Source organism: Desulfuromonas thiophila (genome assembly GCF_900101955.1).
GTDB classification, from domain to species: Bacteria; Desulfobacterota; Desulfuromonadia; order Desulfuromonadales; family Desulfuromonadaceae; genus Pseudodesulfuromonas; species Pseudodesulfuromonas thiophila.
This window is the reverse complement of sequence record NZ_FNAQ01000008.1, coordinates 12703-27005: the sequence shown is the minus strand read 5'-3', so window position 1 is coordinate 27005 and position 14303 is coordinate 12703. Positions and strand designations below refer to the sequence as shown.

At 64.4% G+C, this 14303-nt stretch carries 11 protein-coding genes; 6 read left to right on the top strand and 5 right to left on the bottom strand.

Features of this window, described 5'->3' with window-relative positions; translation table 11 throughout:
- The first annotated feature begins 9 nt into the window (after positions 1-9).
- The 5 genes from BLR80_RS07855 to BLR80_RS07835 all read left to right on the top strand — a co-directional run bounded on the left by BLR80_RS07855 (position 10) and on the right by BLR80_RS07835 (position 7573).
- Complete coding sequence (locus BLR80_RS07855) at positions 10-813, top strand: hypothetical protein (protein WP_092078308.1); 804 nt, start codon at positions 10-12, stop codon at positions 811-813.
- 73 nt (positions 814-886) lie between these two features.
- Entirely contained in the window at positions 887-3685 is a 2799-nt protein-coding gene (locus tag BLR80_RS07850; RefSeq protein ID WP_171906376.1) for an ABC transporter substrate-binding protein, read from the top strand.
- Between the two features lie 177 nt (positions 3686-3862).
- A complete protein-coding gene (locus tag BLR80_RS07845; protein ID WP_171906375.1) occupies positions 3863-4141 on the top strand; it encodes an STAS domain-containing protein in 279 nt (92 codons plus the stop codon).
- Positions 4142-4176: 35 nt separating this feature from the next.
- Positions 4177-5205 (top strand): ABC transporter substrate-binding protein, encoded by a 1029-nt coding sequence (locus BLR80_RS07840; RefSeq protein ID WP_092078299.1) that lies wholly within the window; start codon positions 4177-4179, stop codon positions 5203-5205.
- A complete protein-coding gene (locus tag BLR80_RS07835) occupies positions 5192-7573 on the top strand; it encodes a SpoIIE family protein phosphatase (RefSeq protein WP_171906374.1) in 2382 nt (793 codons plus the stop codon). Before BLR80_RS07840 ends, BLR80_RS07835 begins: the two co-directional genes overlap by 14 nt.
- A gap of 121 nt (positions 7574-7694) precedes the next feature.
- On the opposite strand, the gene BLR80_RS07830 is transcribed toward BLR80_RS07835, so the two are convergent.
- From BLR80_RS07830 to BLR80_RS07815, 4 genes are read right to left on the bottom strand one after another with little or no spacing between them, the layout of a single operon-like run.
- The gene (locus BLR80_RS07830; protein ID WP_216095195.1) at positions 7695-8519 is read right to left on the bottom strand and encodes an ABC transporter ATP-binding protein; all 825 of its coding nucleotides are present in this window, start codon (positions 8517-8519) and stop codon (positions 7695-7697) included.
- A complete protein-coding gene (locus BLR80_RS07825) occupies positions 8512-9450 on the bottom strand; it encodes an ABC transporter permease (protein WP_092078293.1) in 939 nt (312 codons plus the stop codon). The genes BLR80_RS07830 and BLR80_RS07825 overlap by 8 nt, the downstream gene beginning before the upstream one ends.
- Positions 9447-10628, bottom strand: coding sequence for an STAS domain-containing protein (locus tag BLR80_RS07820; RefSeq protein ID WP_171906373.1), 1182 nt, complete (start codon positions 10626-10628; stop codon positions 9447-9449). The genes BLR80_RS07825 and BLR80_RS07820 overlap by 4 nt, the downstream gene beginning before the upstream one ends.
- Positions 10629-10668: 40 nt before the next feature.
- The gene (locus tag BLR80_RS07815; RefSeq protein WP_092078287.1) at positions 10669-11472 is read right to left on the bottom strand and encodes a polysaccharide deacetylase family protein; all 804 of its coding nucleotides are present in this window, start codon (positions 11470-11472) and stop codon (positions 10669-10671) included.
- 204 nt (positions 11473-11676) lie between these two features.
- Between BLR80_RS07815 and BLR80_RS07810 the strand changes: the two genes are divergently transcribed.
- Positions 11677-12465 carry a transporter substrate-binding domain-containing protein gene (locus BLR80_RS07810; RefSeq protein ID WP_092078284.1) on the top strand — a complete coding sequence of 263 codons (789 nt, stop codon included), beginning with the start codon at positions 11677-11679 and terminating at the stop codon, positions 12463-12465.
- Here BLR80_RS07810 and BLR80_RS07805 read toward each other — a convergent pair.
- Positions 12426-14261, bottom strand: a complete 1836-nt coding sequence (locus BLR80_RS07805) for a bifunctional metallophosphatase/5'-nucleotidase (protein WP_171906372.1) — start codon at positions 14259-14261, stop codon at positions 12426-12428. The two genes, BLR80_RS07810 and BLR80_RS07805, sit on opposite strands and share 40 nt — an antisense overlap.
- Positions 14262-14303: the final 42 nt, after the last annotated feature.

Here is a 14303-nt window from a genome sequence, read left to right as displayed (position 1 = left end):
GTTGCCACCATGAAAAACCGATCCCTGCCCCTCTTCCCGCTGTTCGCCCTGCTGTGTCTGCTGCTGTGCGGCTCCCTGGCCCAGGCCATGGACATCGGCCTGCTGGCGCCCAGCGATCAGCGTTTCCGTGCGGAGCTGTATTACGAAGACTATCAGCGCGACACCCGCCAGGACTATCCGTCGGTCTATCCCGCCAGCAGCTATGTCGGCAAGCAGGAGGAAAAGCGTCTGATCGCCCGGTTGAGTCTGGCACCGCAACGGCGCTGGGGCCTGAGCCTGGAACTGGGCGGCACCGATTCGGAACATTCAGAGCAGATCGCGCCCTTGCTGGGCGCCGGCGCCCATCTGGTGGTGCTGGAACGTGGCAATCTGTATGCCTCTCTGTTTGGCCGGCTGACCTACGTCAGCGGTATCGAATACAAAGAATCCTACGGCGGTTACGTCGACGAACAGAATTACGGCTATGATACCTGGCAGCGAGACGAAGACTACGTCGAATATGGTGGCGGCCTGCAGCTGGGCACGCGCTGGCAGCCCTGCGCCTGGGCTGAGCTGAGCGGCTACGGTGGTCTGCTGCTAAGCTGGGTGGAAGAAACCCGCTCGAAGGAACGCGAACGGGCTACAGGCAAATTCCAAGGGCAGGATTTCGACTGGAGCTACAGCGATTCAACCATCGACATGCGCGAAGAACATCAGGCGCAGCTGTTCGCCGGCATCGAACTGCGTGCCCTGCCCAGCAATCTGGCCCTGCGGCTCGAAAGCCGCTTCTACGACCGCACCAGCCTGAGCGCGGCGCTGCTGTGGGCGTTCTAGCAAGGGGGTGAAAAAGCCCCTCCGGGGCGATTTCACCCTGCTGATGAGACCCTGCCCCATTTGCGAGGCCCTCATGAAACATCTGTTCAAACATCTCGGCCTGGCCGTTGGCCTGATTGTGGCGGCCGCGGCCCTGTTGCTGCTGTCGGATCTGGAACGGCGCTCACCCGCCCTCGCACCCGGCGTCGTCAGTTCTGCGGCTGACAGGGTACAGCCGGCCCGCAGTGTGACCGTGGCGGTCTGCTCGCCGCTGCCGGCGCCGGTGTTCGAACAGGCGCTGGCCGGCCTTCGCGCCGGGCTGGCGGCAGCGGGGTTCAGCGAAGGCGACAACCTGCGGCTGATTCATCGCCATGCCAACGGCGACCTGGCGTTGTTGGGGCAGGTTATCCAAAGCCTGCTGACCGAACAACCCGACCTGCTGATCCCGCTGTCGACTCCCTGTCTGGCCAGCGCCCTGGGCCAGAAGAGCGAGGTGCCGCTGGTATTCGGCATTGTTACCTCACCCCTGCAGGCCGGTGCCGGTCGCTCCTTCACTGACCATCTGCCACGGGTCACCGGCGCCGTTTTCAGCCTGCCAAGCCGCGATACCTTTGTCTGGGCCCGTCAGTTGTTCCCGGCCGCCCGCCGCATCGGCGCTCTTTACAACCCGTCGGAAGCCAATTCGCAGGACGAGATCGACCGCCTCGGCCCCATGCTGGCGCAACTGGGCTTCAATCTGCAAACGGCCACGATCAACAGCAGCAGCGACATCCCCCAGGCCCTGCAAGCCCTGCAGCAGCAAGGGATTGAGCTGTACTACGCCCTGGGCGACAGCACCTGTGTCAGCGGCTACAGCAACATTGTCCGCTTCTGCCGCGATCACGCCATCCCCATTCTGGCCGCGGACGGCAGTCTGATGGGCAGCGGGGCGCTGCTGTCAAGCGGCCCCAGTCCCTTTGCCGAAGGGCTTCACACTGCCCAGCTGGCCGCCCGCGTGCTACAGGGTGAAAACCCGGCCACCCTGCCCTTCGCTCCCAGCACCAGCCATTCGCTGCAGCTCGATTTTGGTGTGGCGGCAGAGCTGAGGCTGCAACTGCCCCAGGCGCTGCGCGCCCAGCTTGATATCGGCTATCAGCTCCAGCACCATCTGGGACGACCGGCACGGCTGGCACTGATCAATCTGGTGGAGAACAAGGCCCTCGATGCCGCCATGAGCGGCTTACGGGCAGGGCTGGAACAGCACGGACTGAAGCCGGGGCAGGATTTCGAGCTGCAGTATTACAGTGCCCAGGGCGATCTGGCCCTGCTGCCACAGTTGTACGACTCGGCCCTGCAGCAGGCGCCCGATCTGGTGATCTCCCTGACCACACCGGCATTGGTGGCCGGGGTCAAGCGCGTGCGCGAGGTGCCCTATGTTTTCTCGGTGGCGTCTGATCCGGTCAAACTCGGGTTGTTCGGTCAGGGCCGGCCAGCCCACATCACCGGAGTCCACGATGACCCGGACATCGCCGGGCTGGTGCAAATGGCGCGTCAGCACCAGCCGGCCCTGAAGGCCATCGGCACGGTCTACGACGCGGCCCAGCCCCAGTCGTTGCTGGCAGTGGAAAAACTGCGGGCCGCCTGCACCGCACAACATTTGGCGTTGTATGAGGCTACGGTTTCAACGGTTTCCGATCTGTCACTGGCCACCCGCGCCCTGCTGCAGCGCGGTGCCCAGGCGCTGATTCTGTCGACGGACAATCTGGCGGTAACCGGCTTCGGCGCCATCCACCAGGTGACCAGTGCCGCCGGCGTGCCGATTTTCGTTTCCGACATGGATCTGATCGCCCTCGGGGCCACCGGGGGAATCGGCGACAGCTACAGCGACTGGGGACGCCAGAGCGCCACCCAGGTGTTCCGCATCCTTTGCGGTGTTCCGCCGGCCGACCTGCCCATAGAGGCAACCCGCAACGCCAGCCGCGTGCAGCCGGCCACGGCGGCACCTGCCGCCAGCGGCCGACCGCGCGAACTGCGCCTGGTGCTCTATAACGAAACCCAGTTTTCCGAGGATTGCGCCCGGGGGCTGCGCGACGGGCTGCAGCAGGCCGGGCTGGTCGAGGGTACCGACTATCGGCTGCGCCAGCTCAACGCCCAGGGCGACATGTCGACCCTGTCGAGCATCATGACCAGCGTCAAGGGGGAACAGGCCGATTTGCTGCTGGTGGTGTCGACCCCCTGCCTGCAGGCCGCCCTGCGTCAGGCCGGCAGCGACATCCCCATCGTTTTCACCGGTGTCGGTGACGCGGTGCTGGCGGGCGCCGGCCGCAGTGAAACCGACCATCTGCCACAGGTCACCGGCATCACCACCCGCTCGCCCTTTGAGGGCATGGCCCGCCTGATTCGCCAGACCCTGCCACAGGCCAAAGCGGTCGGCACCCTCTTCACCCCGGCAGAAATCAACAGCGAACTGTACCGTGAATGGTTTGCCGCCGCCCTTGAAAGCCAGGGCATCCGCCTAGTGGCGGTACCGGTCACGGCCAGCGCTGACACCGCCCAGGCCAGCGCCGCCCTGTGCCAGGAAGAGATTCAGGCCGTCGCCCAGATTGTCGACAACACCACCCGGCCCGGCTTCGCCCAGATTGCCCGCCGGGCGGCGCAGGCCAACCTGCCGGTCTATGTGTTCGACAGTTCCCAGATGAGCGAAGGCGCGGTACTCTGTCTGGCACGCGACTACTATCAGGCCGGCCGGGAAGCGGCCGACAAAGCCGTCGCCGTGCTGCGCGGAACCGATCCGGCCAGCATCCCCTTCAACAACACCCGCTCCGAAACCCTGCTGCTCAACCCGCAGCGGGCCCGTCAGTTCGGCCTCAACGTGTCGCCTGACCTGCTGCACCAGGCCCAGCTACAGGATTAACAAACTGTTAGCAGCCTGCAGAGCCCATGGATGGGCGACCAAAATCAATCATTGCTCCGTAATGGATTGATTTTGTCAGCAAGACGAAAAAACGCATTTTCGCCTTGCGTCATTAAAAAAGTCCCGAATGGGGCGTTTTCAACATCCTGTCAATCCTTTATCGTTCAGGAGTTTTTCATGACCGTCTTCGATCTGCCCGCCCGCCTTGACGCCACCAACGCTCCGGCCATCGAACAGCAGCTGCTGCGCCTGATCCAGACCGACAAGCCCGCGCTGCTGGTGTGCAATTTTGCCGCCACCGACTATATCTCCAGCGCCGGCCTGCGAATTCTGCTGCTGGCGGCAAAAACCCTGCGCCAGCAGGGTGCCGAACTGCAGCTGCGGCAAATGCAACCGGCGGTAGCCGATGTGTTCCGGCTGGCCGGGCTGCACGGCGTTCTCAACATCCAGAACTGATCCGGCGGCGCACCGCACGGAACAAGGAGCGCGTCATGTTCACATCTTCTCGCAGACCGGCGCCGCTGATCGCCCTGCTGCTGGCCATCCTGCTGCCGGCAACCCTGTTCTGGGCCACACCGCTGCAGGCGGCGCAACCCCTGCGGCTGGTGCTGCAGTGGGAGCATCAGGCCCAGTTCGCCGGCTACTATGTGGCGCAGGAGCTGGGCTATTACGCCGAAGAAGGTCTGCAGGTCGAGATTGTTCCCGGCGGTCCGGCCATTGATGCCCCCACCCTGGTCGAAAACGGTGAAGCCGACTTCTGCAGCGCCATGCTGGCGCCGGTGCTGGCCCGCCAGGCCGAAACAGCGGTCGATGCCGAGCGGGGGCTGGTGCTGCTGCTGCAGTTGATCAATCGCTCAACCCTCACCCTGGTGGCCTGGAAAAACGGCGCCGACGGTCACAGCCCCATTCACAGCATTGCCGATCTGGATGGCCGCCGTGTCAGTTTGTGGCCAGCCTTCGCCACCGCCTATCACCAGTTTTTTGCCCGCCAGGGCGTCAGACCGCAGGTGGTGCCGCAGCACTACAGCCTGTCGCTGTTCTTGCGGCGGGGCGTCGACGCCTGCAGCGCCATGCTCTACAACGAGTATCACAGCCTGCTGCAGCAGGGCGTCAACCGCGAGGAACTGAGCCTGTTCGATTTTCACGCTCTGGGCTTTTATCTGCCGGAAGATGGTCTGTACTGCCGGCGCGGTTTTTACCAGCAGCAGCCGCAGCGCTGTGCTGCCTTTGCCCGCGCCAGCCTGCGGGGCTGGCAGACCGCCCGTCAGCAGCCGCAGCTAGCTCTTGATCTGGTGATGCGCCAGGTCGAGGCTGCCAACCTGCCGGTGAACCGCGCCCACATGGCCTGGATGCTGCAGCAGGTTTTGCAGGCCATCTTTGCGCCAGAGGATCAGTCCTGGCCGACAGGCCGACTGCGGCCAGAGGATTATACCGGCGCCGGCACGCTGCTGGGTCTGAGCGGCCGCCTGCCCTCTTATGACGATTTCGTCACCCCGGAGGCCCGCCATGGCCTTCATTAAGCGTTCACTCTTTCTACGCCTGGCGCTGCTGATTCTGGGCGGCGCCGGTCTGGTGCTGCTGGCCCTGATCAGCCTCAACCATTTTGACATGCGCCGGCAACTGCTGGCCGATCAGCGCCAGCTCTACCATACCCTGGCCGATGCGGCCGCCGCCCGCTTCGATCTGAACCTGCAGCAGGTGCAACAGGTAGTGGAAGAAGCCGCCATCCTTTTCGCCCACCAACCGCGCACCCGGCTGGGTGCCGTGAACCTGCTGGAACAGATTCTGCGCCGCCATCCCGAACTGTACGGCAGCGCCATTGCCCTGGCGCCGCAGCAGGATACGGTCGACGCCGGCTTCCGCATTCTCTACAGCTGGCGCGCGGCCGACGGCATCAGCACCATCGACCGCAGCAACCCGCAGCAGGACTACCAGAGCGACTGGTTCTACCTGCCCGAACAGCTGCGCCGGCCGGTATGGACCGACCCCTACTTCGATGCCGATGTACAGACCCTGATGGTGACCTATTGCGTCCCCGTGCTGGTCGACGATCAGTTGGTGGCAGTCATCACCGGCGATCTGTCGCTGGCGGGACTGCGCCAGCGCCTTGGCGCCCTGGAACTGGGCAGCCAGGGCCAACCCATGCTGGTTTCCCAGTTCGACCGCATCATCCTCCATCCCCGCTCGGACTGGGAACACCGTGAAACCCTCCACAGCCTGATTGAGGCCGCCGCCAGCGACCGCGACCGCGCCAGCCTCGAACAGCTGCGCAATGCCCTGCGCCAGCCGGAAGGAGGCCTGCGCTTTTTACAGATTGGCAACGAACGGCCGGCCTGGCTCTATTTTGCCACCGCCAACCTGACCGGCTGGAAGATCGGCTTTATCATTCCCGAACAGCAGATCCTCGCGCCAGTGGTCGTGCTGGCCATCAAAACCACCCTGATCAGCCTGGCCGGCCTGCTGCTGTTGCTGCTGCCAGCCTTCACCATCGCCCGCACCATCACCCGGCCACTGCAGAAGCTGTGCGGCTGCGCCGAACAGCTGGCCGGCGGCAATTTCGCCGCGCCACTGCCGGCTGAGCGACGCAGTGACGAGATCGGCCGCCTGATCGATGCCTTCGGTCAAATGCGCGTTGATCTGCAAAACCACATTCAGCAGCTGACCGCCACCACCGCCGAAAAGGAAAAAATTGCCAGCGAACTGGCCATCGCCCGCGACATTCAGCACAGCATTCTGCCCAAGCTGTTCCCGCCCTTTCCCCAGCGCGCCGGTCTCGACCTGTATGCCCTGCTCGAATCCGCCCGCGAGGTCGGCGGCGACCTGTACGACTTCGCCCTGCTCGATGATGATCGCCTGTATCTGTGCATTGGCGATGTTTCCGGCAAGGGCGTGCCAGCCTCGCTGTTCATGGCCGTCGGCAAGACCCTGCTCAAATCCACCATGCAGACGCTGCAAGACCCGGCCCGCACCCTGGAGCATGTCAACAATGAACTGGCCCAGGGCAACGACAGCTGCATGTTCATCACCGCCTTCTGCGCCCTGTTCGACCTGCGCAGCCGCGAACTGCTCTACGCCAACGCCGGCCATAATCCGCCGGTCATCATCGAAGAAGGCCAGACACGCCTGCTGGAGGCGGCCAGCTGCCCACCGCTGGCAGCGCTGGAAGGCCTGTCCTACCACAACCAGCGCCTGACCCTGGCCGATGGCGCCCGGCTGCTGCTCTACACCGATGGCGTAACCGAGGCCATGAACCCGCAACAGCAGCTGTTCGGCGAAGCGCAGCTGTGCCAGCTGCTGCAAAGCCAGCCGGCCCGCACCGCCGAGGGCTGTGTCAGCAGCATTGCCCGCGCCATCCGCCAGTTTGCCAATGGCGCCGAGCAGTCGGACGATATCACCCTGCTGTGCCTGTCGTACCGCGACCATGCAGCGGCTGGCGAGACTTGCGGCCACAATAACCAATCCCCCACCAGCCTGCTGGTCCTGACCAATCATCTGTCGGAACTGCCCCGACTGGTGGCCTGGCTGGAGGAACTGCAACGCAAACTGGCCTGGCCGCTGGAGGTGCTGCAACAACTCAACCTGGTGCTGGAGGAATGGCTGGTGAATGTGATCAGCTACGCCTTCGATGATACCCAGCTGCACGAAATCGAGCTACGCCTGTGGCATCGTCCCAACCAGATCCGCCTGGAGGTATGCGACGACGGGAGGCCCTTCGATCCCACCGCCCAGCCAGAGCCGGATCTGAGCCTGCCCATTGAACAACGCCCCATTGGCGGACTGGGGCTGCATTTCATCCTCAACAGCCTCGACGAGGTGCGCTACCAACGCCAGGGCGGCCGCAACCAGGTCTGCTTCGTCAAACAGCTGACAACAACCGTCAACAGCTGAAGCCACCGCGCCAGCTCCGCATCCATCCGCAGAACAAAAAACGCCTGTCCGCTGTTGGTTCGGACAGGCGTTTTGGATTTCATCCGGCAAGGAGTCTGCCCATCGGCGTTCTGACAGCCAATCAACCGTATTGCCGCAACAGCATCTCCGCTGCGGTGGCATCGAAACGCTCGCGCTTGGTCACCCGGTCGAAAGCGGCCATCAGGTCGGGGATACGCACGCGTTTTTTCTGCTCTGCCCGGTAATCCTCCACCAACTGGCCACGATGCATCATCAGAATCCTGTCGGGCATGGTAACGGCCTGCTGCATCGAATGGGTCACCATGAGGGCAGCCAGTTTGTCGCGGGCAATGATTTCACTGGTCAGCTCGGCCACCTTGGCGGCGCTTTTCGGGTCAAGGGCCGCCGTATGCTCATCAAGCAGCAGCAGGCGCGGCCGGCACCAGGTGGCCATCAGCAGGGTCAGCGCCTGACGCTGACCTCCCGACAGGGTGCCGATGGGGTTGTCGAGCCGGTCCTCCAGTCCCATGTTCAGCGCCCGCACCCGCTCGCCGATCTCGTCACGGATCGAGCGGCTCAGCGCCAGGCCCAGCCCGCGCCGCCGGCCCCGCCGCATGGCCAGAACAATATTTTCGGCAATGCTCATCTCGGCGGCGGTGCCGGCAAAGGGGTTCTGGAACACCCGCCCGATGGTGCCGGCCCGCCGGTGTTCAGGCCAGCGGCTGATCTCTTGACCATCGAGGACAATGGCGCCGGCGTCGGGCAGAAAGGTGCCGGCGATGGCGTTGAGTACCGTGCTCTTGCCGGAACCGTTGGTACCGATAATGGCGGCGAACTCGCCATCGGCCAGGCTGAAGTTCACACCTTGCAGGGCGCGCACCTCGTTGACAGTGGCGGGGAAAAAGGTTTTACGCAGATCACGGACTTCCAGCAGGACATCAGACATGGCGACCTCCGGCAGCAAGGCGTTTCTTCAGCCGGCCCGCCAGCATGGGCGCAACCAGGGCAACAAAAACAAACAGGGCCGTCACCAGTTTCAGATCGTTGGGATTGAGTCCCCAGCGCAGGGCAATGGCGATCAGCAGACGAAACAGCACGGTGCCGAGGATGGTGCCGGTAATCAACAGGCCGATGCCGTTATGGCGCACCAGCGCTTCACCGATAATGATGCTGGCCAGGCCCCAAACCATCATGCCAATCCCCATCTGCACATCGGCAAAGCCCTGATACTGGGCCAGCAGGGCACCGGCCAGGGCCACCAGCGCGTTGGACAGGGCCAGACTGAACACCACCAGGCTCTGGTGATGAATGCCCTGGGCACGCGCCATCTGCGGGTTGTTGCCCGCCGCCCGCAAAGCGGTGCCGAAATGGGTCAGCAGAAAGTAGCGCAGCGCCAGTGCCACCAGACCACAGACCAGCAAGCTGCTGAGAAACACGGCCACATCGCCGACAGGTACCAGCCAGCCGGCCAGATTGACCTTCTCCGGCAGCCCCAATCCCTGCAACAGCCGCTGGGGACCGGCCGAGATACTGGCCACATCCAGCAGCGGAATGTTGCTGCGGCCCATGATACGCAGATTAATGGAATACAACGCCGTCATCACCAAAATACCGGAGAGCAGCTCCTGAATACGGCAGCGGGTATGCAGCAGGCCGGTGATGGCACCGGCCAGGGCGCCACCGGCCAACGCCAGCAGTACGGCCAGCCAGGGGCTGAAACCGTTCACCAAGCAGACCGCTGTAATGGCCGCGCCCAGGGTGATGGAACCATCGACGGTAATATCGGTAAAGCGGATCATACGGAAGCTGATCAGCATTCCCAAAGACAGCAGCGCCAGAATCAGCCCCATGGTCAGGGCTCCGACAACCAGACTCATGCCTTGTCCTCCTCTTCCGCCAGCGGCGACCACCAGCAGGCGCCGTTGTAGAGGGCGCTTTCGCCCAGACCGGTCGCCGGCCGGTCGTCATTCACCAGATGCAGCACCGCACGGGGCGGCGCGCCACCGAACAGGCGCTGCGCCAACGGCACCAGTTCCACCCGGCCATTCGGCAGCAGCTGATAGGGAAAAACCGCCGCGTGCAGATGGGCCTCGATCGGACCATTGCTGTGCGGTTGGTGGGCCAGGCCACTGATAATCGCCTGGTCATGGGCGAACACCCGCTCGCCGGTGAAGCTCAGCCAGTCCTTGATGGCCGGGTAGTCCGGCACCTGGCAGGCCTGCAACCGCCCCGGTGACCGGATCAGCTGGGCACCCACCAGTCCCTCGATTTCACCGATCAACACCAGCCCGACACGCCGCGCCGGCGTCAGCCGGAACAGTTCGTTCAGCAGTTGCGACAGACCAAAGCAGGGTTGCTCGGCATCGGCGCGAAAGCGCAGCAGATGACCGGGTTGCCCCTGGCAGATCAGCGCCTGCAGGCAGTGCAGCCGCGGCACATAGGCCTGCTGGGCCAGCAGACAGTCGGGCCGGCCGCGTTCATCGGGCGGCTGCAGGGCGACAGCGCCGCCAACGGCAACGAATTCACCGCACAGATCACGCACCGCCGCCAAGGTTTCGCCGGCGGCGCCGATCCCCACACCAAAGCTGTCCGGCCCCAGTTCCAGCTCAACACAGGCGCTATCCTCCACCGGCTGCCACGGCTGCCAGGCCGATACCTGCCGCAGCTGCAGGCGGGCCGTCGCATCCAGCTCAAAATGCTCCAGCCGAAGGCTGGCGGTTGCGGCTGCGGTGGTCGAAGCCGTCGTCGGCAGTTGCACGGAACTGAGCCACTGGCCCAGCCCCGATTGCTGCAGGGTGGTCTGGACCATGCCCTGACAGCCAGCCATGGCAAAACTGCCGCCGACGCCCTGCAGTTCCTTGTAGATGCGCATCAGGGCGCGAATGCCCATGGAGCTGAGAAATTCCAGTCCGGCGCCATCAAGCAGCAGACGGTGCTCGCCGCCACGAATGCGGCCCAGCAACTGCTCCTGAAAGAATTCCGCCCAGGATGCGTCCAGGCGGCCGCGCACATGCACAACCAGCTGCCCGTCATGGCGGCTCTCCTGTATTTCCATCGCTTCTCCTCCCATCAAAAAAGTCGCCGCCAACCGGCGGTTACTGCAACGGATAATCCGACAGCCGCACAAAGCGCAGACCGCGCTGCCGCAGCAACGGCACGGCCGCCATAATCCCCTGGCCGGTGCCCGCCTCGGGGTGATTCATATGGGCGATAATAATATCGCCGGCCTGGGAGGCCAGCAGGGCATCACGTACCTGGGCGCTGCTGTAGGTGGCACCACGATCCCCCAGAATGCTGAATCCGGCCACCTGCTGCCCCAGTGCCTGCGCCAGTTGGACCGCCACTTCGTCATAATAGGCCGTACCGCTGCGGTAGAAGGCCGGTCGCCGGCCCGTGAGCTGTTGCAAGCGCCGCGCCGCCAGTTCGATCTCGTCCACCAACTCGGCCACATTGGCGGTACCGGCCAGGCCATAGATGCTCCGGCCGCTGACCGAGGCCGGCTTGTGCGCCAGGCCGTGGTTGGCAATCTCAAACAGCGGATTGGCCGCCAGACGCTCGAACAGGGCACGGTTCGGTTCAATCCAGCGCGCATTGATGAACAGGGTGGCCGGCACGCGTTGCCGTTCGAGAAAGGCGATCAGTTCGGTGTCGGCCCCCATGCCCGTCGGGCTACCGCAGGCGTCCAGCGTGAGGGCTATGACCGGTTCGTTGGCAGCGATGCGCGTTTTAACGCCGGGCACCTGTTCGGCCCACAGTCGCGGACGCTCACCATCGAAACGCGCCACCAGCCGCTGGCGCAGGCGTGTGTAGTCCGCATCCATCCCGCCCGGATCTGCCGCCACGACTGGTGCCACCAGCAGCAATAACAGCAACAGAGCGGCCCACAAACCGTTTCCCATGCCCTCTCCTTTTTTCACTCCGACGCGTTTGACCACCACCATGAAGAAGAGAACAGCCCGCAAGCCCGTTCTTCCCTGCCAGCGACGCTGCCATCCGGCGTCGCCCTGTGCTATGCTGACCGGCCACGCCCGAGATCCCGTCAGGCAGGCGGCAAAGATCGCCGGGCAATTCCTTTCCCCCACACCAGGAGAATTGATTCCGTGATGCCATCGTCCCGCCCAACCGCCCTGCTGCTCGTCTTGCTGTTCCTCGGTCTCACCGCTCTGTGCGGCTGCGAACAGAAGGGACCGATCACCCAGCTGTCACAACTGGAAAAAGGTCTGTTCGCCGTACCCACCGGCACCGTCGCCGATCAGCTGGTGCTTTCGCGCATGCCCGGCGCGCGCTTTGTCTACTTCAACAGCGTGCTTGATGCCGCCCTGGCCGTCAAGACCGGCAAGGCTGATGCCGTGGCCTACGACGAACCCATTCTGCGCAACATCGCCGCCAAAACCGGCGGCCTCGCCCTGCTGGAGCAGCCGATCACCATCGATCAGTATGGTTTTGCCGTAAGCCAGGACAACCTGGCACTGAAACAGGCCATCGACGCCGAGTTGGCAGCGCTACGCGCCGATGGCCGCTACGATGATCTGCTGCGGCGCTGGCTGCCGGCAACGGGCAGCCCCGCCCCCATGCCGGACATCGCCCTGCCGCGCGGTCAGGGCAGTCTGCGGCTGGGGACCGCCGCCGTCACCGAGCCCTTCTCCTTCGTCGGTGAGGCCGGCGCCATCGTCGGCTTCGATATCGAACTGGCCCGTCGGGTCGCGCTACGGCTGGGCAAAGACCTGGAGATCGTCAATCTTGAATTCGGCGCCCTGATTCCGGCCCTGCTGGCCGGCAAGGTCGATCTGATCGGCGCCTGCATCACCATTACGGACGAACGCAGCCGCAAGGTGCTGTTTTCCGAGCCCTACTATCGCGGCGGCATCTCCGCCCTGGTGCGGCAACCCTGAGCCAACGGCGCAGCGCGCCAACCGACCAGCCCCTGCTCGCCGGCGGGCAGGGGTTCAACCTTCCGTCCGGCGGCGCTGCATTGCCGCACCCAGCGAACAAAAGCCTCGGTGGCTTCGTGGCCACTGTCCTGCGCGCCGCCCTGGTGCCGCAGCTGTCCCAGTAGCCGGTAACCGTCACGACCAGCAGCCAGATAGCTATTGGTCACCAGACAATAGCGCCCCTCTGCCTTGAGAGGCTCAAACGCCGCCGCGCCACGCGGCTGCAGCGCAATCGGCCCCAGCCGCTGCCCGGCCGGCTGACTGGCGTCCACGCTGAAACGCATGCCATAAACATAGGGAAACGCCCCCGTCGAACCACCGGTCAGGCTGTGATCGACGGCGTCTTCCAACACCTGACGCAACTGGGCGCCGCTGAGTTCGAAGGTCACCAGGGTAGCGGAAAAAGGCAGCAGGGTATAAAGATCTTCATAGCGAATGGGGCCGGCCATCAGCCCACCTCGCACGGCGCCGGCATTGACCAGCGCCACATCGGCCTGGGGCAGCTGCTGCCAATAGGCCTGGGCCACCAGCGGCGCGATGCGGCTGCCCAGCGCCAGACGAGCGTCAGCGGCGGCAGGCAGGCGACGGTGGGGCAGCTCCTGCGCCGCCTCGCCGACCTGCAGCGCCAGCTGCTGGCCCAGACGGGCCTGATAACCGGCAATCAGCCGGGCCAGATCGGGCGCTTCAGCCATCGGTGTCAGCCGTGCACCGGCAGCCTGACGAGCCGGCGCGGGCAACGTGGCGGCAGGCTCATCCGGCGCCAGCAGCAGATGGCTGTGGCCCGTACAGGCCTGCAGACGATCACCGTTGAACAACAGATCCACCTCTCCCACCACCTTGCCGTATTCCCAGGCTTGCACGATGCAGACCAGGTCACCGTCGGCATTGCGCCCCCGCGTGGGATAGGGACCGGCAGAGGCGAGCCCCCAGGCGCTGAAGTCGCCCAGCAGGCTGTGGGAATCACCGTCGACAATCAGATCGATGGCCGGCACCTGCGCCGCCAGCGACTGCATCCGGTCGTAACCGCAATGACTCAGTACGATGATGCGCCCCACCCCCGCTGCCTGCAACTGCGCCACGGCAGTCCGCAGCGCCGTCAGTTCGTCAATCAGCCGCACCTGTGGCCCCGGCTGCGACGAGGCCAGGGTTTTATCGGCAATGGTCAGACCGACAATACCGACCCGGCTACCGGCAATGTCCCGCACCACCGAGGGGGCATAGCGGCCGGCCAGCACATGATCAGCCGGCACCTGCAGATTGGCACTGAGCACCGGCATCTGCAGGCGGTCAAGAAAGGCCGCCAGCCAGGCATCACCGCCATCGAATTCGTGATTGCCCAGCGTCAGGGCATCGAAGCCGATAGCATTGAGCACCTCGGCATCGGCCGTGCCGGCGAACTGACTGGCATAGAGGGTACCCTGCACCGCATCGCCGGCATGAAGCCGCAACACCGGCACCTCAGCCGCCGCGGTCTGCTGACGCAGGAACTGACCGACCCGGGCCATGCCGCCAACCCGGCAACTGGTCGCCGTATCACCCCGTTGCAGCATCAGTTCACCGGCTTGCAGATGCGAATGGCTGTCGTTGAGGTGCAGAACCTTCAGCCGCGTCCCAGCGGCCTTTTGCCCGCCCGATCCTGCCAGGCCACCACAACCGCTCAGCAACAAGACCAGCAGAATCAACCGCACAAAAAACCGCGTCAGGTGACAACGCGGGCTGCATCCGGGCTCCAGATATGCTAAACACTGACGCGTCATGATCGAACCTTCAGTTCCTTTTGAGATCCTGCCGTAAGGTGG

What these genes read in the sequence shown, in the direction of transcription:
- BLR80_RS07830 (WP_216095195.1), bottom strand. Translation starts at nt 8,519, where the DNA reads ATGTCTGATGTCCTGCTGGAAGTCCGTGATCTGCGTAAAACCTTTTTC.
- BLR80_RS07855 (WP_092078308.1), top strand. Translation starts at nt 10, where the DNA reads ATGAAAAACCGATCCCTGCCCCTCTTCCCGCTGTTCGCCCTGCTGTGT.
- BLR80_RS07810 (WP_092078284.1), top strand. Translation starts at nt 11,677, where the DNA reads ATGCCATCGTCCCGCCCAACCGCCCTGCTGCTCGTCTTGCTGTTCCTC.
- BLR80_RS07850 (WP_171906376.1), top strand. Translation starts at nt 887, where the DNA reads ATGAAACATCTGTTCAAACATCTCGGCCTGGCCGTTGGCCTGATTGTG.
- BLR80_RS07845 (WP_171906375.1), top strand. Translation starts at nt 3,863, where the DNA reads ATGACCGTCTTCGATCTGCCCGCCCGCCTTGACGCCACCAACGCTCCG.
- BLR80_RS07835 (WP_171906374.1), top strand. Translation starts at nt 5,192, where the DNA reads ATGGCCTTCATTAAGCGTTCACTCTTTCTACGCCTGGCGCTGCTGATT.
- BLR80_RS07815 (WP_092078287.1), bottom strand. Translation starts at nt 11,472, where the DNA reads ATGGGAAACGGTTTGTGGGCCGCTCTGTTGCTGTTATTGCTGCTGGTG.
- BLR80_RS07840 (WP_092078299.1), top strand. Translation starts at nt 4,177, where the DNA reads ATGTTCACATCTTCTCGCAGACCGGCGCCGCTGATCGCCCTGCTGCTG.
- BLR80_RS07820 (WP_171906373.1), bottom strand. Translation starts at nt 10,628, where the DNA reads ATGGAAATACAGGAGAGCCGCCATGACGGGCAGCTGGTTGTGCATGTG.
- BLR80_RS07825 (WP_092078293.1), bottom strand. Translation starts at nt 9,450, where the DNA reads ATGAGTCTGGTTGTCGGAGCCCTGACCATGGGGCTGATTCTGGCGCTG.
- BLR80_RS07805 (WP_171906372.1), bottom strand. Translation starts at nt 14,261, where the DNA reads ATGACGCGTCAGTGTTTAGCATATCTGGAGCCCGGATGCAGCCCGCGT.